Source organism: Ferroplasma acidiphilum, from assembly GCF_002078355.1.
Lineage (GTDB): Archaea > Thermoplasmatota > Thermoplasmata > Thermoplasmatales > Thermoplasmataceae > Ferroplasma > Ferroplasma acidiphilum.
The window spans coordinates 320,778-346,390 of the sequence record NZ_CP015363.1 but is presented as its reverse complement, the minus strand read 5'-3'; the positions used below and the strand labels follow the sequence as shown (position 1 = coordinate 346,390).

Genomic DNA, 25,613 nt, shown 5'->3' with positions numbered 1-25,613 from the left:
CCTGTTATTTCCTGGAAAAAAGAATAAATAAATATATAATTCAGGCTAATAAAAGAATATCATTTACAACCTGTGCAGCAGTTTCCAGTGGCCCATCGTGCTTTTCAAATACCATGAGGTCGTCATTATTATCTGTTTTCTCAAGGTATCCCATTGATAGTGAATCCATAGCGGCCATAGAATCACCTGGCTTTATGCTGAATATTTTAGATTCAATGATAGGATTTGTTCCCGCAGTAATATGTGAAAGGACACGGTATACTTCACCGGAATTCCTCATGTATTCAATATTATCCAGGTTTTCTATACCATCATATTCCACATCCTTTAATGTGTAATCAAGCCCGAGGAGTGCATTGGCTATAATAACGGTCTTTCTAGCTCCATCCAGCCCATTGGTATCGTCATGGTAATCCGTTTCGGCTATGCCCATGCTCTGGGCAGTTTTTATTGCTTCATGGAAATCCACATTTCCCATCAGGTGGTTCAGAACAAAATTAATTGTTGAGCTTACCTGCCCCTTGAATTCCAAAAGTTTTGATGATTTTAGTGAATACCTGTTAAGATTGAATAAGGGAACACCGCCTCCAACAGCTGATTCATAGAGTATATTCTTTTTCTGCTTTCTGGATGATTCCATGATCTCCTTCCAGTGCAGAGCCAGCGGAGCCTTATTGCAGGTTACTACCTGTTTCCCACTATCGAAAGCATTTTTATACATACGCATGCCTGCAAGCCCGTCCTTTGTTGCCGGCGACATATCTACTATTACATCTGAATTAAGGGAATAGATATCTTCCATTTTCATTACATCTGCAACTTCATCCAGTTCTCCCCTTTCCTTGTACATGAGAACCTTGTCAAGATTCAATCCATTTTTATCATAAACTGTTGTTTTTGAATCTGATACAGAAATGACATGGATATCGGAACCAAATCTGGTTTTAAAATACTCATGATTTTCATTCAAAATACCCACTACAGCCTTTCCTATATGGCCCAACCCCACAAGAGAAACATCCATAATTGCTTATTATAACTTATTTTATAAAACTTCTTATGTTGATTTTTATTTGTAGAATATTTCAAAACCCTATAGATATACTAATTACGCGATATTTATATTTCTATTGTGTATTTATATTTTTACAGAGATTATGTACACAACCTTTCCCTCGAAGTAACTTTAAATCCCTAAGTATATAAAATAATACTGGATATTTTTCAGGTTTAATAACTTTTTATATTTCATTCTATCTCAATTTTTAAATTAAAAGTATACAGTGTCATGTCATTACATAACATAGTATTATATATTTCCTAATTATTTAACTCATATGGTTGATATTGAAACTCAGAATAATGTTGTTAAAAGTAAATACAAAAAGGATCTGGGACTCTGGAGTGTTATTATGCTGGCACTTGGTGGAATTTTAGGGCCTGCCGTCGCCTATGCACCTGTGTACACACTTGCCTATGCTGGACCTATAGGCATACTGGCGTGGCCAATAGCCATGGTTATGATAATTCCCATAGGACTGGTATACGCTGAACTGGGTACAACATGGCCAAAGGCAGGTGGTGTTGCATATTATCCTTCTAAAAGTAATGGGCCTATAGTAGGAGCGATAAATGGTTGGTCATCCATGGTTGGATATCTATTTGTAGGACCGGTCATAGTATTTGCAGTTGTGGAATATTTGAGTTTTTATTTTCCATCACTCTATGCAAACGGGACATTAACATATCTTGGAATAATTGTGGCGGAAATAGTACTCATACTTGTATTTCTTGTTAATATACTGAGGATAAAGCATATGGGTGCTATAAACCTCATTCTCACAGCAATTACACTTTTGCTTATTGGTGTTGTGATCATTGCCCTTGCTTTCTATTTTAAACTATCCAATATTACTTCCACCGCAGGAGGAGTTATACCATACGGCTTCACCGGGTTTTTCGGAGCAATAACCCTGACCGTATTCGGTTACGGAGGATTCAGGCAACCTATAGATTATTCAGAGGAAGTCAAAAATCCAGGCAAAAGCATACCAATAGCAATTATAGTAGCACTGCTTGTTTCTGGTCTTGTATTTTCTCTTGAATCACTTGTATTCGCAGGTGCTATCAATTTCTCTAAACTTGGAATAAGTACGGGTAATTGGTCTGCGTTGTTTGCCTACAGTTCTCCGTATGCTACACTATCGAAAGTACTTGTATTGCCCGCCATAGTAATAATTGCAATAATTGTTGCACTTATAGCCACGTTTAAGGATGGTGTTATATATTATGGTGGCACTGCTAGAGTGGGAGAAGTCCTGGCAAGGGAAGATAAATTTCTTCCAAAGCTATTTGACAGGATGAATGTAAGAGGAATACCGGTATATTCTATCGTTCTTGTATTAATAATCACAATAGTTTTAGTAGCACTGGGGAGGTCACTGGCAACAATTATAGGCATTATGGTTGATGGCTTTTTATTATCATACGCCCCTGGAGCCATTAGCTTAATGGTATTCAGAAAAACAGATATAGTTACAAAGAGGCCATTTAAGCTTCCATTTGCTAAAATACTTGCACCCATAGCATTTATTGTTGCCAATCTTCTGGTATACTGGTCAGGATGGGCAGCAGTTGAGATTATCATTCCATTGGATTTCGCCGGTATACTGCTTGTACTTGTTTACAGCCACTACACAAAAATTGACATGAAGTATGCAATGTATGGAATATGGATGCCAGTATACCTTATATTTATACTTATAATGTCCCGTATAGGAAGTAGCCTGTTCCACGGATTAAATTATATCGCGTTTCCATATGATACAATAGTTTTTATTATTGTTACAATGGTGTTCTATTTTGTAGGTGTAAATCTAGGAGTAAAAAGTGTAAATTATATAACTAATAAAAAAGCGGGCAACCCGGAATGAATTAATTTTTTTATTTCAAACATTTTTTACATTTTTTATGTGATATAGCTACAGTATACGTTACAGGATTATCTGAATGTATCGATTTAGCATACTTACTAATTATTTTAGATATATTTAAATACAGATAAGATTTAATGTTTTATGGCAGATATAATAGATAATATAAATATGGTTGAACTGGAAAAAACTGAAAATAAAATTAAATCTAGTGGTGGGCATTTATTTGTAGAAAAACACATAAATGGAGAATTTAATTTAAGTGGCAGCCCAATGTTTACCGCAGAACTTGGTTCTGAGAAGGCAAAATTTATATTAGGGGCAGATGAGCCAGGAATTCTCGGTGGGCAGGGAGTACATGCGACCCCACTTAACTACCTGATGATGGGAGTTATGTCATGCTTTGCATCCACAGTTGCAATTCAGGCTGCAAAGAGGGGCATCGTATTAAAAAAATTAAAATTTAAAGGGCATCTATATTATGACATAGGCCCTGTTGTGGTTGAATCCGACTTTCCCATAATCAAATCTTTAAAGATAGAGGTTGAAGCAGATCAGGATATAAAAGTCGTGCTGGAGCATTCAAAAAAAGCATGCCCTGCCTTATATGCAATAATGAATCCTATACCCACTGAAATATCACAGGTATAAGAATTAGAATATATCATTAATTTGATAAAATAAAATTTTGTAATGGTATGTATAATTGAAAATCCAATCAGGAGATTTTTGAATAAAATGTTTAAATTATATTAGGTTAATTATATATATTACTAAATCATTATTCATATATGGATACTAAAAAATACTTTGATTTGTCCGTGGAATTGAAACCAAATATGCCCTGCTGGCCAACAAATCCAATAGTAAGGATAGATCCAATAGGCGTTCTTTCAAGAGATGGCTACAGTGTTGAAAAGTTTGAAACGGTGACACATACTGGAACACATATAGATGCTCCTTATCACATGATCGATAACGGTATGACTGTGGACAAAATACCACTTAGCCAGATTATTGGCCCAGGATATTGCATAAGGCCAGAAGTAGATGGCACTGAAATTAAGCTTAATGCATTGAAAAAAATATGGAAACCTGAATATGACAATAAGATTATTTTAATAAACACGAATTGGGATAAAAAACGTGGGTTTACAAAAGAATTTCAATACGATTTTCCAGGGTTGGCCGACGATACTGTTGATTTTTTGATAGAACACCATCCGAAAGTTATAGGCATAGATACGTTAGGCATAGACCCATATAGCCACGGTGATTTCAGAGTCCACAAGGCTTTGCTTTCAAAAAATATGGTCTTTATAGAGGATTTAGCGAATCTCGATAAGCTTGAAACTGGAAGGGAATACACTGTTATTGCACTCCCACTAAAGATTTATGGAGGCAGTGGAGCTATGGCAAGGGTAGTCGCTGTTGAATAGGCGTATACTATAATCTTATTTCATTTTCAATTGAATATAAAAAATTTTAAATTAAAAACTTAAATTTATGGTATTTAATCAATATGTATTCAAAGTACCGAGGCGGCAACAACAAGATCGTCATCGTCTACATTTATAAGTTTTACACCTGAGGTAACCCTTGACTGTATTTTGATTTCATCAGAATTCAATCTGATAGTTTTATTGTTTCTGGTAACTATCAGGACTTCCTGGGAATCGCCAACAGGTAATGCAGTAACCAGTGAACCGGTCCTTTCACTTTCCTTAAAGATGAGATTTCCAGAAGACCCTCTATGGTGTATGGAAAAATCAGTTATCTTTGTTCTTTTTCCCAACCCATTTTCCGTTATGCTCATTACAGTATCGTTGTCATCCACTAAAAATGAGTTGATTACTTCAGCACCGTTTAGCCTCATGGATTTAACTCCCCTTGAAGCTCTGCCGGTTGAAGATACCTCATCGGAAAGGAATACTGCCGCTTTGTTATTGCTGGCTGCGACAAATATCTTTGATGGTTTTTCAAGATCCATTACAGAAACTACCTCATCCTGATCGTCGAGTTTAATAATCTTCAGGCCAGATTCCCTCATATCCAGTATTTCCTTTACAGGAGTTCTCTTTATAAAGCCTTTCTTTGTAATTATTATCAGGAAGTTTTTAGGGCTTGCGGGCGATTTCATTATCTGTTTTATCTTTTCATTTTCATTCATTTTAAGGAAAGTTCCGCCGACACTACCAAGTGATGTCCTTGATTTTTTCTCTATTGTATATGCTTTAGTTCTCAATACTCTCCCGGTATTCGTGAAGAAATAAATCATATCATGGGACATGCAGGATAAAATGCTTCTAACTGTATCTTCTTTCCTGGTTGCTGTGATAGTTCCCTTTCCGCCCCTTTTCTGAACATTGTATTCCTCAGAAGAAACCCTTTTAAGAAGCCCATTTTCACTGAGTATCATTATGGATTCCTCATTAGGTATGATGTCCTCATCGTTTCTTGCGTTGATATCCCTGTTGAGAACCTTTGTGCGCCTCACATCGCCGAACTGCTTCTTTATTTCGAGGGTTTCCTGCTTAAGTACGTCCCTCCGTTTGGATTCATTATTTATTATCTCATTTAACCTTTCAATGTTTTCCTTTATGCTTATAAGCTCATCATTAATTTTTTTGATTTCCAATCCAGTTAAGCGCTGAAGCCTCATATCCAGTATGGCTAGAGCCTGCTTCTCGGAAAGTGATAATTGATCCATCAGGGATGTTTTAGCCATATCAGCATTGTCGGAAGACCTGATAATTTTTATCACGCGATCTATGTTCTCCAGTGCAATAACAAGCCCTGATAGTATATGCTCCCGGTCCATCAATTTATTTACTTCAAAAACTGAACGCTTCCTTATTATTTCAAGCCTGAAATCTATGAAGCCCAGAATCATTTCATCAAGTGTCATGACCTTTGGTTCGTTGTTCAGCAAAACCAGATTATTCACACCTATGGTGGTTTCCAGTGGGGTGTGTTCATATAACTGGTTAATTGTAAGTCCCTTGCTGTCATCATTTTTAATCTTGATAACTACCCGTATGCCGTTTCTGTCGCTTTCATCCCTTATATCAGATATGTTGCTTATAATTCCGTTTTTTACCTGTTCGGCAACGTTCTGGATATAAAGAGCTTTATTAACCCCATATGGCAGTGTTTTAATGATGATTTTTTTCTTTTCTTCATCATCTATTTCTCCCTGGCAGAATACCTTGCCATGGCCTGTCCTGTAAATATTCAGAAGGTCCGAATTTCTATAAATCATTCCGCCACCGGGAAAATCCGGGCCCTGAACAAATTTCAGTAAATCTTCAACACTGCAGTCTGGATGGTCTATTCCGTACATTATTGCATCTGAAATTTCTGAAAGGTTATGTGGTACCATATTGGTTGCCATTCCAACAGCTATTCCAGATGTTCCATTTATTAATAACTGGGGTATTCTTGACGGGAAATACACCGGCTCGTCAAGTGAACCATCAAAATTCGGGCTAAATGGAACTGTTTCCTTTTCTATGTCCCTTACCATTTCCTCTGCCATTTTGCCTAATCTGGCTTCTGTATACCTCATAGCAGCAGGGGCATCCCCGTCTATAGAACCAAAATTTCCCTGCCCGTCAATCAGTGTATACCGCAACGAAAAATCCTGGGCCATTCTTGCCAGTGCTTCGTATATTGACGAATCGCCATGTGGATGGTATTTACCCATGGTTTCTCCTATTATACGTGCAGACTTTTTATAGGGCTTGTCATGGGTAACACCCAGTTCGTACATGGAGTATATTATTCTCCTCTGTACCGGTTTTAATCCATCCCTGAAATCAGGTATTGCCCTGCTCACTATTACACTCATCGCATAGTCAAGATACGATGTTTTAATTTCCTCTTCAATTGGCCTTAATAACATTTATCCCACCTATATATCCAGATTCTGGACGTATTTTGCATTATCCTCTATGAATTTTCTCCTTGGCTCTACTTTCTCTCCCATAAGTATGTTAAACAGCTGGTCGGCATATAAGGCATCCTCTATGCTTACCTGCACCAGTTTTCTTGATTCAGGATTCATTGTGGTTTCCCAGAGCTGTTCCGGGTTCATCTCCCCGAGACCCTTAAATCTCTGTATTACCACATTTTTACCCATCTTTGCCACTTCACGGTCTTTTTCATCCTCGCTGAATACATATACTATATCGTTGCCCTTCTGTACCCTGAACAATGGTGGCTGGGCAAAGTAAATGTGACCGCCCTGGATAAGTTCATTCATGAACCTGTAGAAAAATGTCAGGAGAAGTGTTCTTATATGGGCTCCATCAACATCGGCATCTGTCATTATTATTATCTTGCCATAACGGAGATTTTTTATGTCAAATTTATCCTTGATATTTGTACCAATTGCTGTAATAAGGTTTTTAATTTCCTCGTTCTCCAGAGCCTTGTTATCGTTTGATTTTTCCACATTGAGTATTTTTCCCCTCAGCGGAAGTATTGCCTGGTATTCCCTGTTCCTCGCCTGTTTTGCTGACCCGCCTGCAGAGTCTCCCTCTACAATGTACACTTCAGTCTGATCTGAATCGCTGGATGAGCAATCTGCAAGTTTCCCTGGCAATGTTCCGCTTTCCAGGGCAGTTTTCCGCCTTACAAGGTCCTTTGCCTTCCTGGAAGCTTCCCTTGCTATGGCAGCTGCGAGTACTCTCTTTATTATTGCATCTGCTATAGGAGGATATGATTCAAAATAATCTTTGAGATATTTTTCAGTAATAGAAGATACTATACTTTTTACCACTGAATTTCCTAATTTTTCCTTTGTTTGCCCTTCAAACTGGGGATTAAACATCTTTACATGCAACACTGCAGTTAAGCCTTCTCTGGTATCATCGCCTATAAGCCCGCTTACGCCCTTTACCAGGTTTTTAGCCTTGGCATATTCGAGAACAGCACGTGAAAGCCCTGTATGGAAACCGGTTATATGGGTTCCGCCTTCGGGGGTCTTTATATTATTTACAAAGCTTTCCTCTGTGCCGGTTACATTGTCTATATACTGCAACGCGAATTCTACCACATACTCTTTGTATTCCTCACGGCAGTAAATTGGCTCCTTATTAACGATATCCTTTCCCTGATTGAGGAACTGGACATATTCTACAAGCCCGCCATCAAAATGGAATTTTTCGTGTTTGCCTGACCTTAAATCGCTCAATTCTATGGTTATATTTGGATTTAAAAAAGCAAGGTCCATGATTCTCTGTGAAATAACCGGGTATGAAAAATCTATGGTATCAAAAATTGTTGCATCTGGGTAGAACTTTATAATTGTCCCGTGTTCCGGATATTTCATTTCTATATCCCCAATTTCCGGATCAGCTGATTTATTTTTTGCATCAAGAACCTGTAGCCCCGATACCGGAACACCCTGCTTAAATTTTTCATAATAAATTTTATTTCCCTTCTTTACCACGGCAAGCAAATAATCAGAAAGTGCATTTACCACATGTACACCAACGCCATGCAACCCTCCTGTAACCTTATACACTTTTTTATCGAATTTAGCACCACTGTGGAGTTCGGTCATAACTATTTCAAGTCCTGGACGCTTATATTTAGGATGTATATCTACCGGAATACCTCTTCCATCATCCTCCACAGATATTGAACCGTCTTTATATATTACTATATTTATATCAGAACCGAAACCGGCCATGGCTTCGTCTATACAGTTATCAACAACTTCATAAACCATATGGTGTAGGCCATCAGGCCCCGTTGAGCCTATATACATGCCCGGTACTTTTCTTACTGCCTTCAATCCCTCAAGAATTTGTATCTGAGATGCATCATAATTATCCATAGCTTTATCCATACTATTACTGTAATACAATATAACGTAATAAGTTTTATTGAGTTTGGCGGAATTGTTATTTCCGGCATCGTGGTTATTGTTTGATAACATCATTATATGAAAGCTAGAAGCAATAACTGCCAGGTGCAACAATTGTTAATGTTTAATTAATCATATAAAATCTACCTTCATGGAATATGTTAAAGCTAATGGATGGCAGGTTTATATAGATTTTTTCAGGAACACACAGTTAGATGAGTTCGTAAATAAAATAAATTCAACCAATGCTGTTAAAGTCGAGAATAATTTTTCAATAAAAAATAAGAAATTCAGGCATGTGTTCCATGGAATAAAATCACTGCCTTTATTTTATGATCCATTGAACAGGGTTAATTACCTCACACTTGGATTTGTGTATGATAGTTACGGCCATCTGGGATTTTACAGGATTGAAGTCAGGAATAATAAAGAGTATATATTTATTGCAGACAAAAACTATTTTAAAGGAAAAAATGGCAACATACCTGTAAAAATATTTAATACATGTTCCGTGAAATATATAATTGCCTCATCATTTCACATGGATGATAAGAAAAAATTTATTCTTAACTATGATAATAATAATTCATTTTGCCAGGGCATAATACCTGTAAATACAAATTTCATAATTGATGCGGAAATAATGAGGGATAAGGAAACATTCCAGGAAAGAATTTCATTTGGTGAGGAAATAATAAATGCCAAACTGGATTATAACCGTTTAAAAATACACAGGATAAGCTTTGATGAGAAGAAATGTTCCGGCATTTTACAGGGGGGGAACGACCATTTATTCCTCTATAAATTGGGCAATGCACTGGGGAAAATCCAGGGAAAAATATAATTTATTTTTTTATTATAAGTGTTTTAGTATCTTCTGTACCACTGTAATTTAGAAGTTTTAGCTTTGCGGCTTTTACCATCTCACTGAACTTTTCATTGTTAAATGGAAATTTTTCAGATGAAAATATGACTTTTATTTCCTGGCCATCATCCAGGTCAAAATATAGCCCTTTAAGATAGGCTTTCAGATAATTATCTGGGTCTCCGCCGCATATAACCTCTCTCTGGTCATCTACATTCATAAGCACAACATTACAATTAAGGACTTATTATTTATGCCTGTTAAAAACAGTATAAATTTATGTATTCCAGCACATAAAATATGTGTAATATTCTGATGCTTTTTATCTTTGACCATCATTTTCTATCGATTCCTAAATTCTGCAGTCTATTACAGGTTTATTTATAAGGAACTCACATCTTATGAAGTATAATAAATATTATTATTTATTTTCACAGTAATATGCAAAACCATAAAGGGGCTGAAATTAATTTAATATGTTTGTGCCACACAAACATGAATTTTACGATATAAAGCTATAACAATCATTTATGGAGGAAATAACCATTTTTGCCATCCAGGTTGACATATCCGTAACGTTCCAGCTGTACAACTCCCCGTTTCTCTGTTGCTAAAGGTTCCAGTTTTCCCTTGTCTATGTTCCCGTCCGGATGAAATATCTGGATATCTCCAGAATTTTCAGGTGCCCACTGGATTATCTTCACCCTGCCTTCCGGTTCAATATTGCTATAAACAAGTTTATTGCCCTTTTTTACCGCCACACAGAGGTCTTTTAACCTTATTACTTCCCCTTCATTTATTTTATCAATTTCATCGCCAGGGAAATAAACAGATGCCTGTGCCGGAATGCTATATTCCCTGAAACCGGAATCTGGGCGCTGTGGATGTAGCAGGGCATGGCTTTTTAAGGGTTCTGCATTCTGAAGGCTAATGAGTTCCGGATGTGGTACAAAGGAATACCTTTCTGTATTATAATCTATTATTTCCCTATCCATGGAATCAAATATTTCCCATGAAAAGGTTGCATTGCTTTTATTCATTCCTGAACGGACCCAGTACTTCCTGAATGTTTCAGGATTATATCCTCTCTTCTTCAATGCCTTTAAAGTTCCAAGCCTGATATCGTCCCATCCACTGTACTTTCCGGATTTTATGCCTTCCTTGATTATTGTTGTTTTAAGAATTGTATCGGGAATTGTTATGAAACCATAATGGAAATATTCAGGTATTTTCCAGTTATTGTACATAAAAACATATTTCTGCTTCTCGGTATTGACAAGATGGTCAATTCCCCTTATAACATGTGTAAGCCCCAGATAATGGTCGTCAACAGACACTGAAAAATTCATAGTAGGATATACTGAATATTTTGATCCGGTTAGCGGGTGCTCGGTGGTATTTATCCTGAATGCAATCCAGTCCCTTATCGAGGGATTCGGGTGATTTATGTCCGTTTTCATTACCACTGCTGCTTCACCCTCGGAGTAATGGCCTGAAATCATCTTATCGAATTTTTCAAGGTTAACTGAAGGGTCGGCATCCCTTTCTTTTACAGGTACTTTCTTCAATTTGAGATCATGGAATTCCTGCTGATTTTCTTCAATAACGTACATATACCCTTCAGAAATCATGCGCTTTGCTTCAGAATAATAGAACTCCATCCGGGATGATTGGATTACAGTTTCTGTAACATCAACGCCCAGCCATTTTAGATCCTCCGGAATCATTGTATATGCATCCGGATCAATGTTGCCCGGATTTGTGTCTTCTATTCTAAGTATCAGTTTCCCGCCATAACGCTTTACATACTCATCGTTGAGGATAGCCATTCTCGAATGGCCTATGTGCAGGGGTCCTGAGGGGGACGGAGCCATCCTCATAACAACACTCCCATTTACCCCGGGAAGATCAGGCAGTTCATGCCTTTCTTCTTTCTTTTCCTTTATAAGTATATCCGGGTACTCGGTGTTAACGATCTCCTCCAGCTGGTCAGCACCCATTGCATTTACCTCGTCAACATATTTCCTTATTGTTCCCATAAGGGTTTTCATATCCTTTTTTGCATCCGGGTTAATGGAAATCAACTTTCCAACAACTGAGGAAATATCCGCTTTCCCACCATGCATATATGCGTTTTTAATAACCTGTTTCCTGATTTCTTGCTGCATAAAAATTTTCCACCTCGGCAATTACCACATCATCAAGCTCCTTAAGCCCGGGAGAAGTTACAGATGATATGCATTTGTTTTCCTTTCTTTCACTTATATCAATTTTTGTCTGGATTCTTATTATTTTATTGGGAAAGCTTCCAGAAATTTCATTGAATAAATTATTCTGCTGATCCTCCGTATAACTGGAAGTCCCGGAGTAATCAAAGAGGAATAGTATAGTACCTTCTATTTTTGATAAGGCTATTATTGCCCTCCTTTCTATATCATTTCTGTCATCCATGGGGCGATCCAGAATTCCAGGGGTATCTATGAACTGAACCCTCCTGGTGCCTATATTCTTATAGCCTATAAGTATCTCCTTTGTTGTAAAGGGGTAACTGGCAATGTCTGGTGTTGTTCCTGTAAGCTTCTGTATCAGTGAGCTTTTTCCGGAGTTGGGAATACCTGCGATTATGAACGTTGGTATATCTGTTATAATACCTGGAAGCCTGCGCAGATAATTTCTGCATTCTCCAAGATAAAGCAGGTCTTTGTTTATGTTTTTTATAAGTGATGAGAATCTTCCGTAGTACTGCTTCATTATATTATTCATTTCATTTATTGTTTTTACTCCTTTGAGTTTTTTGATATAAACTGTGCTGAAGTCCTTAATTTTATCCGTTGTCCACTGGACATTTCCAAGGCTCAGCTTATATTTGTCAACGTCGAACATTAAATCAATTAGGTCAAAGTAGAAGGGATGTAGTGTTTCAATGGTAGGGAATTTTCTAATTATTTTATCCAGGTGGCCCGTTGAAATACTTTCAATTGTGGATATTCTGTCAGTAACCTCCTTCCTGATTTTCATTTCTTTTTTCGGGAAGTAAGGTTCAACGATATTTGAAGCCTTATGAAATGATTTATCTATGATTTCCTGTGATCTTAATACTGTAGGAATATAATCAAACATACAACCCAATTTCAAGCTGGTTAATATCCTTTTCATTATCAATTGATAAATTATTTTAACAATTTGTATATACATGATAAAATGGTTAACACCGCAGAAATAGTTAGAAAGTACATCGATGGGAATCCAGACCTAAAAGATTACCTGAATAGAGGTATTATCAATATTTCAGCCCTTTCCCGGGAAATTATGGCAAATACAGGAATAGAAGATTTTGATGCTACGATGGCTGCCCTGAAACGGTATAGAAGCAATGGGCAGGCTGTATATAATTCTGAAATTTTAGACAGGTCAAACCTTGAAATGTCATCCAATATTTCCCTTATAGTTATTAAAAAAAGCTATGAAAGCCTTAAAATTATAACAGGAATTATAGGGAATCTAAAAAAATTGAATTCCATAAACCTTGTTGAGACAAAAAATTCCTTTTCCCTTATTGGGGACAATGAAACAATTAAAGGGTTTTCAAATTTCTTTTCAGACGAACAGATAATAGAGCATAAGAAGGATCTGGGGCAACTATCCATCATAAGCCCGGAAGAGATAGAAAAAACAAAGGGATATATTAATTTTATAACCATGCTGCTGTACAGGGCTGGCATTAATATTCTGCAGATTATCTCATTTTATAGTGATACAATAATTATTCTTGAGGAGAAAGACCTGACAGATGCGTTTAAGATAATTTCAGCTAAAATGATAGAAAGATAATGGAAGCAATTGTTTATAATGGCATTGATTGCAAAAATCCCTGGATAGAATAACATAATAATCATCCCGAAAAATAAGAATATTCAAATATTATATAATTATCTATTAGGAATGAGATACGAGAGGATTAAAGAATTCAGGGAGAAATATATCCCTTACAATAAAATTGTTGAAAAAATGGACCTTAAACCCGATGATGTAATAATTGATATGGGGGCTGGGGATGGATTTTACAGTAAATTATTTGCCGATAAACTCAAAAATGGGAAGGTGTATGCAATTGAACGCAATCCCGATGTTTTGCCCCATCTACAGAGGAATTTAATGGAAATGAAGAATTTTGAAGTTGTCAATGAAAATATGTGCCATGTAGACATTAAAGGGTTTAACAAAATATTCTTTTCAACTGTTTTCCACGATATAGAATGCAGAGAGGATATAATCGATTTTATGATCCGGAACTCTAAGAAGCCATTGAACGTTTACCTGATAGAATTTAACAAAAAAAGTGCCATGGGCCCTCCACTGGATATAAGGATCTGCCATGATGAGCTAAATAAAATATTCACTGAATCGGGATTCCAGCCTGGCCTGCATATGGATTTTGAATACAATTATTTTGATTCGTATTATCTGGAAAAATAATAGGAGGTGGAATATATGAGTGAGGATAATAATGGAAACAGGAATTCAATAAAGCCTGTGAGGAGCAAGATTGCGCTTAAAAATGTTAAGGAGACATTGCCTGATAAGGGGAAGGAGAGTAAAATTAAAGGCCAGAAAGAGAATACAATTTCTGAGACAAACACACGTATAGACCCATTCGGGATAAATAGACAGAAGAAAGTTATAAAAAAGGATAACGAAAAAAAGGATTCAACAAATTATTTCGGGCATTAAAGGAAGTGATGTTTCTTTTCTCCCCGGTCATCCTGAACGGGCTGTGGTTCATAGAGTTCAACCTTCCCGCAGGTATTGCATTTGTACAATGTGAATGTCTGTGTGGTTTCGGTAAGGTCATTCCATCCACCCAGAAACATTCCACCTATTCCGGTATATCCACCAACTCTAAAATTCATATTGCCTGCAGGTTCCATTTCGCCTGCACAGTCAGGTGTTGAGCATTTCATATTATTTACATTGCCTTTATCTATTTAAAAATATGCCAGCATAGTTTTTACCGGTATAAAGAATAAATTACAGTTGTTTTCCAGCATTTTCGCATACGTTATCAAGTGCGTACATATAATAAATGAAGGCAAGGTATGGCGACCGGTATGGATTAAAATATTCGTGCACTGTAAAATCTTCCGGCTCTCCCATGGACATATAGTATATAAGATCTGAAGTCTGGAGGTATCTCCACAGTTTTTTATCCGGGCAATCTTCACAGTGCTTTAGCCGGCTAAATGCTTCATTCTGCATTTTATTCCCGAGCCAGGCAGAGAGGTCTCTCCTTGTATCCGCCCAGGAAATTGTTTTGTCAATGCTGACTGTATCCTTCACGCTAAATTTTGCCTGTATTTCATCAATCTTCAGGGTTTCCATGCCATATTGCTCGATATATTTTCCCAGGTAGTGGACGAAATCGAATATGCCCGTTTCCTTTCTCTGGTGTTCGCCAAAAGTCTCATAGTCCATGTAAAGGTTCATTATATCTCCCGGGCTATTTTGAATCCATTGAATGTATTTGTCTGCTGTCAGTGGATACCCGCTCCAGGCAGTGTTGGAAAATCTGAACGAAATATTATCACTCATAGGATAATTTCTAAGGTAGAGGTTTACACCGGATGGGGATAAATACCTGAAATTGGGGCTATAACGCCCTGAGACTTCATCCGTGCCCTCCGCCAGGATATTCCGGAAGCCCATATCCCTGGCCATCTCTGCAATCCTGTTATTGTATATGAGTTCCGTATTCCTGAATGACACAGGGGAATAATTAAAGATGCTTTTTATTGAATGCATCTGTTCATTTACCTGGTATTTAAATTCATCTTCATTCCAGATTGAAGCAAGGGAATGGAAATATGTTTCTCCCATCAGTTCACACAATCCTGATTTTACATAGTCATCTATAACATCTATAGTTTCAGGGCTGTATTTCAATGCCTGTTCAATAAACGTCCCTGACAGGGAAAATGTTGATTTAATCCCGCTTTCCATTAAAAGTTTTGTTGCTGGGATGTAAGAAATTTCTGATATTCTCTTAAAAATATCCCTGTTCTGTTCTTCCCAGAATATGCCCATCTTATCAGGCCTGTCCTGTATTTTTAATGGGCGAAGCCTTAAGGGCTGGTGCAGTTCAAAGTAAAAGGCTATATTTTCCATATTGACCTGTACACCTCCATTGTCTTAATTGCAGATTTTTCCCAGGTAAATGACATGCCCTCATACTTTCCATAGAGTGAAAGGGTTTCCCGGAGGCTCTTATGGTTCAGTATAGAAATAGCATAGGAAGACATGACATCAGTGTCCCAGTAATCCACCTTCAATACGTTGTTAAGCGCTTCACCAACACCGGTAGTTTTGCTCATTATTACCGGCGATCCGGAAACCATGGATTCAAGGACAGTGATGCCAAATGGCTCAGAGACTGCAGGTATAACAAATACTCCGGACCTTTTATAATACTCAATGGCCTTGTGGAAATCCACAAATCCGGGAAAGAATACTTTTTCCCTGAATCCATGGTTTACTGCATAGCTCTCCATCTCACCTATCATATCCCCTGTTCCTGCCATAACAAATTTAACATTTTTCTCATACTGGTTGACCTTATCCGCCATTTCCATGAAAAATTTAGGCCCTTTCTGGCTTGTTACCCTACCAAAATAAAGGAGCATCCTCTCTCTTTTATAACTCACACCCTGTGTGTAAGCTGAGGATTTAACTCCATTATAAACGGTTGTTATCTTGTCAGCATCTATTCCATACTTTTCTACCAGAACCCTTTTTGTAGAGTTTGAAACTGTTATTATTGCATCGGCTTTTTCAGCACCTTCTTTTTCAATTTTCATTATATTGCCCTGGGGGTTAAAGTATGCTGACCTATCGTACTCGGTGCTGTGGAATGTTACAACAAGTGGAATGCCAAACTTTTCCTTTATCTCGATTCCAGCCCTGAATGTTATCCAGTCGTGGCAATGTATTACCGACACACCATCTGGCCTGAAATTTTCAATAACATTCCGGTTATAATCCTCTACAGCATCGATAAAGTTGGTTACCTGTGAATAGGAACCACCGGCAACACCTTTCGTTATTTTCACTGTTATTATACTGAATGGGTAATATGGAAAAGAATAGCCCATATCAGGGAGATAAATCTCTGTCGGAACTATTTTTCCTATTATTGAAAAAATATTGGATGTGTGTATTCCCAGCCCGCCGGAAAATGCCGGGGGAAGTTCCCATCCTACAACTGCAACCTTCATTTCACTCCCCTCTTTACAGTGGTGCCCGGGGAGTATTTTCTAATATCTTCATAATATGCCCTTATGAGTTCCCCGTAGCTCCATGCCTGCATAATGCATCCACGTGGTTCTCCTGGAGATAATCCGTCAAAGATTTCAGGAACCATTTCCATAGAGTATAAGTCAGAAAAGAATCTGTACAGGTTATCCGGATTGGAGCCATTCCGGACACAGGCTGTTATATAGGGGCCTGCGAGCCATGGCCACACAGTGCCATTATGGTATGCCCTATCCCTTTCCATGACCGGGCCGGAGTATGTACCTGCAAATTTATTGCTGCGGGGAGAGAGGCTTCTCAATCCGTATGGGGTTACAAGTTCTAATCGGGCTTTCTCGAGGAATTGCTTCTGGTTTAAAAGTGGAAAAGGAAGTGAATATGCAAATAGAAAATTGGGCCTGAAAGATGTGTCCACAGGGTCTATAGTATCAGCTATTTCCCCGTTAATAATGAATTTGCCTGTGAATTCATCCTCAAACTCGGAAAGTATATCATTTACCGTTTTTTCCGGTTGTTCCCCTGAAATGTTGCAAAAATAAGTATATATTTTCAGGGAATTATACCAGAGTGCATTGATTTCAACAGGTTTGCCGATTCTCGGAGTGAAACTGGTGTTGCCGTTTTTAGCATCCATCCATGTCATAGGTGCATTGCTGACCTTTATGAATTTACCATCGAGGGAAAAATCTTCATTCCCGGAGATATACGAATTTATTATATCTCTGACATTCTTTAATAATGATCTGACAAATGAACTGTCATTTGAATAAGCATAGTATTTGTAAAGAGCGTATATAAACCACAATGGTGCATCCGCAGACCTTTCAAAAGATTGGCTATAAAGATTGTTAGGTACTAGGTTTTCCTTCATTTTGCCAGCATAATTTAAGAAAATTTCCCTTGCCATATCAAAATTCTTTTCTATTAATAAGAGTCCTGGCATTGATATAAAGGTATCCCTTGCCCATGGGCCAAACCAGTGGAATCCGGCAATTAAATCATTTTTTAACCTGAAATTATATGAGTTTCTTCTCAATGCGTTAATTGCAGGGTCCCCCTCATTATTTTCCCCCCTGGCTGTTAATCTTTGCTGGATGTCCTGAAAATTCCCTGAGAAATTGTCATCCGTTGTTATTGCTATATCCAGCGGGCTTTTGATATTGCTTATGCTTATTACCCCTGGCAGGTATAAATCTTCCATACTATTTGTTCCCCTCTCCTGCTCTTCAGGGTAAATAAAATTATAATACCATAATCCCTTATTAATAAATTTCCCAATCTTTGAAATTTTAAGGGAATAAATTCCATCTGTGAAACTATAAGAGCCTTTATCTTCGTCTGCAACAAATTCCTTTTGCCCGGATTTTATTACATTATGAAAGCTCCTGAGTGCCAGCAGCGGATAAAGGTTAACCATATCCGGTATTTTTTCAGGAAATTCATATCTTATAACAACTGTATCTGCATCCGGATCCAGAATTAATGATTTTTTGCATATATTTCCTTCAAGATTAAATGTTAACGAAGGATATGGTGTGGTGGAGTAATCCTGTATGTATCTAAATCCTTCAGGCCACATTGTTCCCGGGTAATAATTTGTATCTATTGCATACTGTTTCCCCTGAAATGCAAGTTCCTCATAAAGTTTCGATAATATAACATATCTATTATAATTATTCTGTTCGGATTTGACCAGAATCCCGTGATATGTCCTGGTATTTGCAAATGAGATTGTTGAAGAAGAATAGGAACCCTTTGAATTAGCAATAAGCCATTCTTCTTTAAAATTCATAAATATTTAAGGTTAATATGTTAATAAACCTTTTCAATATTTCATGGATATGATTGATTTCCAGAAACTTTCATCTCTAAATTCAGGCAATACAGCAGATGGTATAAAAGGCAAATAGCAATTCCAGATAAGGCCTTAATACCTCCATATACAAAAACGTTTTAAACTGCATATCATATCTCTATGTTATGGTAAGATATATTCCATTGGGAAATGGAAAGATGTTATTAACCTTTGATGAAGATTATAGAATTGTTGATTTTTATTTTTCTGAAACCGCATCCGGGAATCATGCGGCTGGCCACCCCTTTATGTATGGTGTTTCCGTAGATGATAATTTTAAATGGATTGATAGGAACCAGATAGACTCCATGGATTATTATGACCACACAATGGTGGGGACCGTAAATTATTCTTCTGACGGCATCAATTTCGAAAATAAGGATTTTGTAGATATTTACAGAAATGTATATGTAAGATTCATTACCATTTCAAATAACAGTGGTGTCAAGAAGAATGTAAAATTATTTTTCCACCAGAATTTTTACATTTACGGGAATGATATAGGAGACACAGCAGCCTTTTATCCAGAATTTAACGGAATTTTACATTATAAGGAAAAACGGTACTTTATGGCGTCAACAATAGACCAGAACGGAAAATCCATAGACCAGTATGCTACCGGTGTCAAGGATGTAGGCAACCTTAAGGGCACATGGAAAGATGCTGAGGATAATGAGCTTTCAATGAATCCGGTCTCCATAGGATCTGTAGATTCTGTTTTACGGCATTCCTTTGATATAGAAGCAGAAAGTAAATTTTACCTCTATTATTATATTATAGCTGGGGAAAACTATGAAGATATAGAAGAAATCAGCATGGATATAAATCTTGAGTATATGGAAAAACTTAACAGGAGAACCACAAATTACTGGGAGCTATGGTCATCCAAAGTGTTGCCAGGCCTGGATTCTGAGACAAATGCCATTTTCCGTAGATCGCTCTTTATAGTGAAAAGCCATTCCAATTCCATTGGAGCAATAGCTGCTTCCTGCGATAGTGATATTCTAAAGATAAGCCACGATGGCTATTATTACATGTGGCCGAGGGATGCATCCATAGCGGCTTATGCACTCAGTATAGCCGGACATACTGAATCGGGAAGGAAATTCTTTTCAATGTCAACATCATTGATGTCCGGAAAAGGCTATATGTACCATAAGTACAATATGGATGGGAGCCCTGCCAGTAGCTGGCTTCCCCATATAATGAATGGCAAAGAGATATATCCGATCCAGGAGGATGAAACCGCACTACTTATATATGTCCTGTGGGAATATTTCAAAAAATATAATGATATAGGGTTTACTGCGCCTTTTTACGAAAGTATTGTGATTAGGGCCGCTGAATTTATGACAGGGTTTGTAGACGCTGACGGCCTGCCCAGGGAATCGTTTGACCTCTGGGAAGAAAGATACGGGATACATGCATATACTGTATCTACCACCTTTGCTGCACTTAAAGCCGCATCCAATTTCGCGGGGGTTTTTGGCGACCAGGCACTTTCGAGAAAGTATTCAGATGCTGCAGATAGAATGGTAAATGCCTTTGATCAGAAATTTTATTCGGATGAATATAGAAGGTATGCCCGTGCCATTATCAATGGAAAACTGGATTTCACGGTGGATAGCGCATTATCATCAATTGCCATATTCGGAATGAAAAACCCAACGGATTCGAGGGTGCTTTCAACAATGGAAGCGATTATGGAAAAATTGTGGGTAAATGGAAGCGGAGGCATAGCGAGATATGAAAATGACAATTATATGCGGATAAGGGAAGATAGCAACATAACTGGAAATCCCTGGATAATTACAACACTCTGGATGGCTCGTTACTATATTAGAATAGGAAATTTAGAAAAATCATGGTCCCTTATAGAATGGGTAAAATCCCACAGGCAAAAATCTGGAATTTTTTCAGAACAGATCAACCCCTACACAGGAGAACCACATTCTGTTTCTCCGCTGGTATGGAGCAATGCCGAATTTATAATAGCCATTCTTGAATATTCATCTGCTTACCGGAATCAGAAAGACTGAATATATTTTAGAGTCTCATAGTGTTGTCAGGCAACCCCATTTATTGTTATTATTGGTAATTCTTATGTTTATTTAAAATATGTAGCATTCAAAGCGTTTTAAAAATTAAATAATAATTTTATATTTGTGTTTTATGGTTCTCAACATAGATGCTGATGAAGTATCGGAAATGGCAGAAAAGAATGAATGCGTGATAATAGATGTAAGGGAACAATTTGAATATGAATCCGGCCATATAGAAAATTCTGTGCCAATTCCTATGTACGATATTTTTAATAATATATCTCTGGTAGAAAAGTACAGGGATAAAAAAATAGTGCTGGTATGCAGCTCCGGTCATAGAAGTTACTATACCGGAAAGTTTCTTGAGGAAAATGGCATAACAAATGTATATAATCTTTACAATGGATTGTATGGATGGGAAATAGAGGACAAGCCACTGATATAGTTTGCATTTCATATGCAGCCACCTTTCAGCAATACTGATGGGACTACATCAGATTTTGGCTGGATAGCTTCATAATGCTTTTTATTAATGCAAATTTATATAATAATGCCAATTAACTACATAAAGATACCGTTTTTTTGTTATAAAATAGGGATAGTTTATATGGCTTAATCAGCAATTTACTTTTCATAATCTATATCAGCTTTGACCGTTATATCCTTGCTTTTACTATTGCTGTATGAAATAATAAGGTAAACAGATACAACGGCTATGGCTATTGATAAAAATTCAAACTTAACAGGGGTAACATAGTGGATCATGAGAAAGAACAGATAACCGATTGCAAGCCCGATAACTATTGAGAAGTATCCAAAAACATTGTCTGTTTTACTGCTGTCTATAGAATATAACCACAGTATTGTTCCGATTACAGATACCATATATCCTATTGCAAGAGGAAATGCCATGGGAAGCACAAGTTTGTACAGGGGCAGGTAGGTCTGGTACCCGTGAAGGAATAGTGAGAGAACAGATTTGTATTCTAATACAGATACACTGTAAAGGCCAGTCATGTATGAATTATAATTAATATTTATTCCACCAGCATGCATATATGCCAGTGTTGCCATTTGCATGAGCATGGTACCGGATACAACAATATATGATGAAATTAGATGCCAGAATTTTCTGGCAAATAACCCCTCCATCAGTATGCCAATAATAAGTATAACCACAAAGGTATAAATCAACCTGGTGGTAACAGGCATGTTGGGCAGATAATAAAAATACCTTTTTACAATATGTGTATAATAATAAAGTGTTTTGATATACAACAATAACACAGCCATGAGGGTAAAAAGGAAGATCAGGAAACCATAGAGTTTAATAAATTTTGAAAGTATCATTTCAACTGTGAATAAAATAACAAAGTAGAAAACCGTTGAATTATAAATCACATTTCCCAGTGCGTAAAACATTATAAAGTCAGGAATAAATATAATAGCTGCCAGTACAGGAATTAAATATTTATTTATGTTATCACGCACCTGCATTCATGCTCCTCCTGTAATTATATTCTACCATAATTTTTGAAAGCATATTTTTCCTGTTCACATATGTGCATCTAATGCCATAATCCCTGATCTCCTTAACGTTTCGTGACAGGTTTTCCAGATCTTTTTTCCGCATATTCTGTATGAGAAGCCCGTCGAATTTCCCGGTTGGCGAATATTCATAGTATGATTCACTGTCTATAAGGAATATGCTTGTTGAGCTATAATTTAAAAATTTTCGCGGTATGTATGATCTGGATGCGGTTATAATAAATGTTAGAAAATGCTTTTTTTGCTTTAGCTGGAGTTCTTTTAGGGCATCCCCAATTCTAAATTCCCCATCTGGAAGAATACTGGAAACTGATTTTTCCAATCTGCTTATACTCTCGCCACTCTTGCCAGGCGGGATATATACATTAATTTTGCTTGAATATAGTAAAAATCCTACATTGTCACGGTTTTTTGCCATAAAATGGGCTGAATTAATAATATCTACTATAGAACTGTCGTAAACCCTGTCTATATCGCCGTAATTCATGGCTATGCTGTAGTCTATGATAAAAATTGTTGTAATTTCACGCTCTTCCTCCATTTCTTTTACCATTATGCTATCCTCATTGCCTTCACTGTATCTGCTCCATACAATAAACCGGGGATCGTCTTCAAATGTATAGGGCCTTACACCGTATAGATTGTACCCCTGGCCAACATGGTGGGAATAATGGTTGCCCTGGGTATAAATAAAACTGCTTATCATTTCACTCCGGATAGATTTTATGTCACGTGTAGAAGGTGATATGCGAATCGCCATATCCATGGCTATTGTCTTATTAACTGAAGCAATATGAAACAGGTCTGAGATGCTGATTGTTATATTTCCCAGTTTATATTTTCCTATATAACGCGGAATTGTTGAATAAGATGTTTCGTATGACCCATTTTCAGGAATGGTTATATTTCCACCTGTTTTTCCGGAAATCTCCAGCACATCTATGGCTTCATCAAAAAAATGCACTGAGACTGGAAATGGATTTTTATTTTCAAAAAGCAGGGTTATCTGAAATTTCCTGTTTTTTCTGAATTTAATTGTATCATACCTTCTTGTAACCGAAATATGATTTATCGCCTTCGAACCTGATATATTAAAATATACAACATCAAATGCAACCATGAAGAATGTAAGAATCGTAAATATAATGTAATATTTATATCCTAACAGAACTGATTCAAGTATTCCGTATGTCAATACAGCCAGTATAGCATAACCTGCCTTCCGGATCATTGGGGTGCCTCTACAGAATTTATTATTGAATCTATGACATTGTATATAATTTTTCTGTAATCTGCCTCTGAATCTATAAGTGCCTCAGGGCGCATAATAAGGCGATGGTTTAGGATTTCCCGAGCAATAAAGATTACGTCCTCAGGAATAACGTATTTCCTCCCGCTTAGCATAGCATTTGCCCTTGCAGCATTAAGGTATTTCACTGCAGTACGTGTACTGGCACCCAGGTATACCATATCTGATTCCCTGCTCTTCCTGATTATATTTATAATGTATTCTATTATTTCTTCATTAACATAAACTTCGTTTACTAAATTCCGGTAATGCAGTATAGTGGCTGAATCCAGGGTATTATATTTTTTAGCTGCGTTTCTGTAAATAGATTTTAAAATTTTTATCTCGTCTTCCCTATCAGGGTAATCAATATAGTACCTGAACAGGAATCTGTCCATCAAGGCTTCTGCAAGGGGAAATGTGCCTTCCTGCTCTATGGGGTTCTGGGTTGCAATTACAAGAAATGGTGATGGTAGTTTTGTTGTGAGCCCGTATACTGATACCTGCTTTTCTTCCATGGCTTCAAGCAGGGCAGATTGGACCTTTGGTGGTGTCCTGTTTATTTCATCTGCCAGGACAATGTTTGAAAATACAGGGCCTTCCCTGAATTCCATTTTCCTTGTTTCGGGGTTAAAAACCATATTCCCTGTTACGTCTGAGGGGAGCATATCAGGGGTAAACTGTATTCTCTTGAATTGCAAGCCAAGATGCTTGGAGAATTCTGATGCAAGCATTGTTTTGGCAAGCCCCGGAACACTTTCCATAAGTATGTGGTTATTTGTAAATAGAGAAATAAGCATAAAGCGGACTATTCTCGAAGAACCTATTACCGTATTTCCTATGGATGTTTCCATATCAATTATTGTATCCCTTATATTTTCTGTTTCTTCCATTCATCGTACACCTCCGTATTTATCATATTCATTTTTATTTTCTTAATCGATTCATAGTCATCTAAAATATACTGAAGATATGCATCCTTCATTTTAGCAGCATGTTTTCTCATAATCCTAGAAGAGTTTTTGCTTTTGGCGTTATATTTATGATATTTTCTCACCATAAGTTTATAGTGCTTTAATAGAAGCGTTACATGGGACATATCATTATCTATTTCCATCAGGTAAGAAGAGAAATCCCCTGATTTTATGAGTTTGAGTTCTTTCAGGAAATGTGTATCTTCAATTTTCAGGTTTGCATCACGGATAATTTCGTCCATTTCCTTATTTTTATATTTCCTGGAATGAAATGTCACAACCAGGGTAAGGAAAAGTAGAACAACCACAGGATAGAAAAATTTGAAGCTGGTACGGTAATCAAGAAAAAGACCAATTATATTAATCCCCATGAGGTTCACCACCGTAAAACAATTTCATTATATCCATATAATTATATGCGTCTTTGACCGGGTCTATTATCTCCTTTTCATCCAGCGCATCCCAGTTATAATCACCAAAACGGGCAATTTCATAGTAGTTAAAATAAAACAATGCTATTTTTTTTATTGCAAAAAAACGGGTATTCTTTTCCACGCTATCCGTTTTACCAGCATTATCTGGAGTAGCATCTGTTTCCTCTTTATTGTATATTGAATTTTCTATTAAATTTTTGATGGTAAAATTATCCGTACTGAATTCAGTACGATCCGGAACTATATCAAAATGGCTTATTTCTGAGAGGATAAAATCCCGGTTTGATGAATATTTCTGGCAACCGTAAAATCTGGTATAATCATTTTTCAGGTTTGTGTACCCGTATATTATTGCTTCCTTTCGTTCCCCATTCCCTATCTTCTTCCTCATTTCCTTTATTACAGGTATATCGTCAACTGTTTTTATTTTCAACACAGTTTTAGTCTTCTCTTCAATTTTCTCTGTTTTCTGTACATTCTTTTTGAATAGCAAT

General features: G+C 37.0%; 24 protein-coding genes. 9 read left to right on the top strand and 15 right to left on the bottom strand.

Annotated features, from left to right (window positions below):
• Positions 1-40: 40 nt before the first annotated feature.
• The gene (locus tag fad_RS01865; RefSeq protein WP_009887399.1) at positions 41-1,024 is read right to left on the bottom strand and encodes a homoserine dehydrogenase; all 984 of its coding nucleotides are present in this window, start codon (positions 1,022-1,024) and stop codon (positions 41-43) included.
• A gap of 313 nt (positions 1,025-1,337) precedes the next feature.
• On the opposite strand from fad_RS01865, the gene fad_RS01860 reads away from it, so the two are divergent.
• From fad_RS01860 to fad_RS01850, 3 genes are all read left to right on the top strand, one after another.
• Complete coding sequence (locus fad_RS01860) at positions 1,338-2,933, top strand: APC family permease (protein WP_081141553.1); 1,596 nt, start codon at positions 1,338-1,340, stop codon at positions 2,931-2,933.
• A gap of 144 nt (positions 2,934-3,077) precedes the next feature.
• A complete protein-coding gene (locus tag fad_RS01855) occupies positions 3,078-3,584 on the top strand; it encodes an OsmC family protein (protein ID WP_081141551.1) in 507 nt (168 codons plus the stop codon).
• A gap of 140 nt (positions 3,585-3,724) precedes the next feature.
• Positions 3,725-4,372 carry a cyclase family protein gene (locus tag fad_RS01850; RefSeq protein ID WP_009887395.1) on the top strand — a complete coding sequence of 216 codons (648 nt, stop codon included), beginning with the start codon at positions 3,725-3,727 and terminating at the stop codon, positions 4,370-4,372.
• Positions 4,373-4,461: 89 nt separating this feature from the next.
• Here the strand turns inward: fad_RS01850 and gyrA are convergent, their stop codons facing one another.
• Both gyrA and gyrB read right to left on the bottom strand, forming a co-directional pair.
• Positions 4,462-6,837, bottom strand: a complete 2,376-nt coding sequence (gene gyrA, locus fad_RS01845) for a DNA gyrase subunit A (RefSeq protein ID WP_009887394.1) — start codon at positions 6,835-6,837, stop codon at positions 4,462-4,464.
• 9 nt (positions 6,838-6,846) lie between these two features.
• Positions 6,847-8,778, bottom strand: coding sequence for a DNA topoisomerase (ATP-hydrolyzing) subunit B (gene gyrB, locus fad_RS01840; protein ID WP_236940588.1), 1,932 nt, complete (start codon positions 8,776-8,778; stop codon positions 6,847-6,849).
• A 181-nt stretch (positions 8,779-8,959) separates the two neighbouring features.
• Between gyrB and fad_RS01835 the strand changes: the two genes are divergently transcribed.
• Entirely contained in the window at positions 8,960-9,652 is a 693-nt protein-coding gene (locus tag fad_RS01835) for a hypothetical protein (RefSeq protein WP_081141548.1), read from the top strand.
• 1 nt (position 9,653) lies between these two features.
• Here fad_RS01835 and fad_RS01830 read toward each other — a convergent pair whose 3' ends face one another.
• From fad_RS01830 to fad_RS01820, 3 genes are all read right to left on the bottom strand, one after another.
• Entirely contained in the window at positions 9,654-9,893 is a 240-nt protein-coding gene (locus fad_RS01830; RefSeq protein ID WP_081141547.1) for a hypothetical protein, read from the bottom strand.
• Between the two features lie 304 nt (positions 9,894-10,197).
• Entirely contained in the window at positions 10,198-11,841 is a 1,644-nt protein-coding gene (locus fad_RS01825; RefSeq protein WP_081141545.1) for a glutamate--tRNA ligase, read from the bottom strand.
• Positions 11,810-12,793, bottom strand: a complete 984-nt coding sequence (locus fad_RS01820; protein WP_236940587.1) for an NOG1 family protein — start codon at positions 12,791-12,793, stop codon at positions 11,810-11,812. Before fad_RS01820 ends, fad_RS01825 begins: the two co-directional genes overlap by 32 nt.
• Positions 12,794-12,874: 81 nt before the next feature.
• On the opposite strand from fad_RS01820, the gene fad_RS01815 reads away from it, so the two are divergent.
• The 3 genes from fad_RS01815 to fad_RS01805 all read left to right on the top strand — a co-directional run bounded on the left by fad_RS01815 (position 12,875) and on the right by fad_RS01805 (position 14,404).
• Entirely contained in the window at positions 12,875-13,504 is a 630-nt protein-coding gene (locus tag fad_RS01815; protein ID WP_009887388.1) for an ACT domain-containing protein, read from the top strand.
• A 111-nt stretch (positions 13,505-13,615) separates the two neighbouring features.
• A complete protein-coding gene (locus fad_RS01810; protein ID WP_081141542.1) occupies positions 13,616-14,149 on the top strand; it encodes a class I SAM-dependent methyltransferase in 534 nt (177 codons plus the stop codon).
• Positions 14,150-14,164: 15 nt separating this feature from the next.
• Complete coding sequence (locus fad_RS01805; RefSeq protein WP_009887385.1) at positions 14,165-14,404, top strand: hypothetical protein; 240 nt, start codon at positions 14,165-14,167, stop codon at positions 14,402-14,404.
• Here the strand turns inward: fad_RS01805 and fad_RS01800 are convergent.
• The 4 genes from fad_RS01800 to fad_RS01785 form a co-directional block, all read right to left on the bottom strand.
• Positions 14,401-14,634 (bottom strand): hypothetical protein, encoded by a 234-nt coding sequence (locus fad_RS01800; protein ID WP_009887384.1) that lies wholly within the window; start codon positions 14,632-14,634, stop codon positions 14,401-14,403. The genes fad_RS01805 and fad_RS01800 overlap by 4 nt on opposite strands.
• A 67-nt stretch (positions 14,635-14,701) precedes the next feature.
• Positions 14,702-15,835 carry a glycoside hydrolase family 57 protein gene (locus fad_RS01795; RefSeq protein ID WP_081141541.1) on the bottom strand — a complete coding sequence of 378 codons (1,134 nt, stop codon included), beginning with the start codon at positions 15,833-15,835 and terminating at the stop codon, positions 14,702-14,704.
• Positions 15,823-16,941 carry a glycosyltransferase family 4 protein gene (locus tag fad_RS01790; RefSeq protein ID WP_081141539.1) on the bottom strand — a complete coding sequence of 373 codons (1,119 nt, stop codon included), beginning with the start codon at positions 16,939-16,941 and terminating at the stop codon, positions 15,823-15,825. The genes fad_RS01795 and fad_RS01790 overlap by 13 nt, the downstream gene beginning before the upstream one ends.
• Positions 16,938-18,770 carry an amylo-alpha-1,6-glucosidase gene (locus tag fad_RS01785; protein WP_081141538.1) on the bottom strand — a complete coding sequence of 611 codons (1,833 nt, stop codon included), beginning with the start codon at positions 18,768-18,770 and terminating at the stop codon, positions 16,938-16,940. The genes fad_RS01790 and fad_RS01785 overlap by 4 nt, the downstream gene beginning before the upstream one ends.
• 188 nt (positions 18,771-18,958) lie before the next feature.
• Here fad_RS01785 and fad_RS01780 point away from each other — a divergent pair, with 188 nt between their 5' ends.
• Positions 18,959-20,872 (top strand): glycoside hydrolase family 15 protein, encoded by a 1,914-nt coding sequence (locus tag fad_RS01780; protein WP_009887380.1) that lies wholly within the window; start codon positions 18,959-18,961, stop codon positions 20,870-20,872.
• Positions 20,873-21,005: 133 nt separating this feature from the next.
• On the top strand, positions 21,006-21,320 hold the full coding sequence (locus tag fad_RS01775; RefSeq protein ID WP_081141536.1) for a rhodanese-like domain-containing protein: 315 nt from the start codon (positions 21,006-21,008) through the stop codon (positions 21,318-21,320).
• A gap of 179 nt (positions 21,321-21,499) precedes the next feature.
• Here fad_RS01775 and fad_RS01770 read toward each other — a convergent pair whose 3' ends face one another.
• The 5 genes from fad_RS01770 to fad_RS01750 are packed head-to-tail and all read right to left on the bottom strand — an operon-like array spanning position 21,500 to position 25,612.
• The gene (locus fad_RS01770) at positions 21,500-22,372 is read right to left on the bottom strand and encodes a hypothetical protein (RefSeq protein ID WP_081141535.1); all 873 of its coding nucleotides are present in this window, start codon (positions 22,370-22,372) and stop codon (positions 21,500-21,502) included.
• Positions 22,359-23,654 carry a DUF58 domain-containing protein gene (locus fad_RS01765; RefSeq protein WP_009887377.1) on the bottom strand — a complete coding sequence of 432 codons (1,296 nt, stop codon included), beginning with the start codon at positions 23,652-23,654 and terminating at the stop codon, positions 22,359-22,361. The genes fad_RS01770 and fad_RS01765 overlap by 14 nt, the downstream gene beginning before the upstream one ends.
• The gene (locus fad_RS01760) at positions 23,651-24,604 is read right to left on the bottom strand and encodes an AAA family ATPase (protein ID WP_081141533.1); all 954 of its coding nucleotides are present in this window, start codon (positions 24,602-24,604) and stop codon (positions 23,651-23,653) included. Before fad_RS01760 ends, fad_RS01765 begins: the two co-directional genes overlap by 4 nt.
• Positions 24,583-25,056, bottom strand: coding sequence for a hypothetical protein (locus fad_RS01755; RefSeq protein ID WP_081141532.1), 474 nt, complete (start codon positions 25,054-25,056; stop codon positions 24,583-24,585). Before fad_RS01755 ends, fad_RS01760 begins: the two co-directional genes overlap by 22 nt.
• Positions 25,046-25,612: a hypothetical protein gene (locus tag fad_RS01750; protein ID WP_081141531.1), complete on the bottom strand. Its 567-nt coding sequence runs from the start codon at positions 25,610-25,612 to the stop codon at positions 25,046-25,048. Before fad_RS01750 ends, fad_RS01755 begins: the two co-directional genes overlap by 11 nt.
• Position 25,613 lies beyond the last annotated feature (1 nt).

Coding starts and splice junctions, on each gene's coding strand:
- fad_RS01865 (WP_009887399.1), bottom strand. CDS start 1,024: ATGGATGTTTCTCTTGTGGGGTTGGGCCATATAGGAAAGGCTGTAGTG.
- fad_RS01860 (WP_081141553.1), top strand. CDS start 1,338: ATGGTTGATATTGAAACTCAGAATAATGTTGTTAAAAGTAAATACAAA.
- fad_RS01855 (WP_081141551.1), top strand. CDS start 3,078: ATGGCAGATATAATAGATAATATAAATATGGTTGAACTGGAAAAAACT.
- fad_RS01850 (WP_009887395.1), top strand. CDS start 3,725: ATGGATACTAAAAAATACTTTGATTTGTCCGTGGAATTGAAACCAAAT.
- gyrA (WP_009887394.1), bottom strand. CDS start 6,837: ATGTTATTAAGGCCAATTGAAGAGGAAATTAAAACATCGTATCTTGAC.
- gyrB (WP_236940588.1), bottom strand. CDS start 8,778: ATGGATAATTATGATGCATCTCAGATACAAATTCTTGAGGGATTGAAG.
- fad_RS01835 (WP_081141548.1), top strand. CDS start 8,960: ATGGAATATGTTAAAGCTAATGGATGGCAGGTTTATATAGATTTTTTC.
- fad_RS01830 (WP_081141547.1), bottom strand. CDS start 9,893: ATGAATGTAGATGACCAGAGAGAGGTTATATGCGGCGGAGACCCAGAT.
- fad_RS01825 (WP_081141545.1), bottom strand. CDS start 11,841: ATGCAGCAAGAAATCAGGAAACAGGTTATTAAAAACGCATATATGCAT.
- fad_RS01820 (WP_236940587.1), bottom strand. CDS start 12,793: ATGTTTGATTATATTCCTACAGTATTAAGATCACAGGAAATCATAGAT.
- fad_RS01815 (WP_009887388.1), top strand. CDS start 12,875: ATGGTTAACACCGCAGAAATAGTTAGAAAGTACATCGATGGGAATCCA.
- fad_RS01810 (WP_081141542.1), top strand. CDS start 13,616: ATGAGATACGAGAGGATTAAAGAATTCAGGGAGAAATATATCCCTTAC.
- fad_RS01805 (WP_009887385.1), top strand. CDS start 14,165: ATGAGTGAGGATAATAATGGAAACAGGAATTCAATAAAGCCTGTGAGG.
- fad_RS01800 (WP_009887384.1), bottom strand. CDS start 14,634: ATGAAATGCTCAACACCTGACTGTGCAGGCGAAATGGAACCTGCAGGC.
- fad_RS01795 (WP_081141541.1), bottom strand. CDS start 15,835: ATGGAAAATATAGCCTTTTACTTTGAACTGCACCAGCCCTTAAGGCTT.
- fad_RS01790 (WP_081141539.1), bottom strand. CDS start 16,941: ATGAAGGTTGCAGTTGTAGGATGGGAACTTCCCCCGGCATTTTCCGGC.
- fad_RS01785 (WP_081141538.1), bottom strand. CDS start 18,770: ATGAATTTTAAAGAAGAATGGCTTATTGCTAATTCAAAGGGTTCCTAT.
- fad_RS01780 (WP_009887380.1), top strand. CDS start 18,959: ATGGTAAGATATATTCCATTGGGAAATGGAAAGATGTTATTAACCTTT.
- fad_RS01775 (WP_081141536.1), top strand. CDS start 21,006: ATGGTTCTCAACATAGATGCTGATGAAGTATCGGAAATGGCAGAAAAG.
- fad_RS01770 (WP_081141535.1), bottom strand. CDS start 22,372: ATGCAGGTGCGTGATAACATAAATAAATATTTAATTCCTGTACTGGCA.
- fad_RS01765 (WP_009887377.1), bottom strand. CDS start 23,654: ATGATCCGGAAGGCAGGTTATGCTATACTGGCTGTATTGACATACGGA.
- fad_RS01760 (WP_081141533.1), bottom strand. CDS start 24,604: ATGGAAGAAACAGAAAATATAAGGGATACAATAATTGATATGGAAACA.
- fad_RS01755 (WP_081141532.1), bottom strand. CDS start 25,056: ATGGGGATTAATATAATTGGTCTTTTTCTTGATTACCGTACCAGCTTC.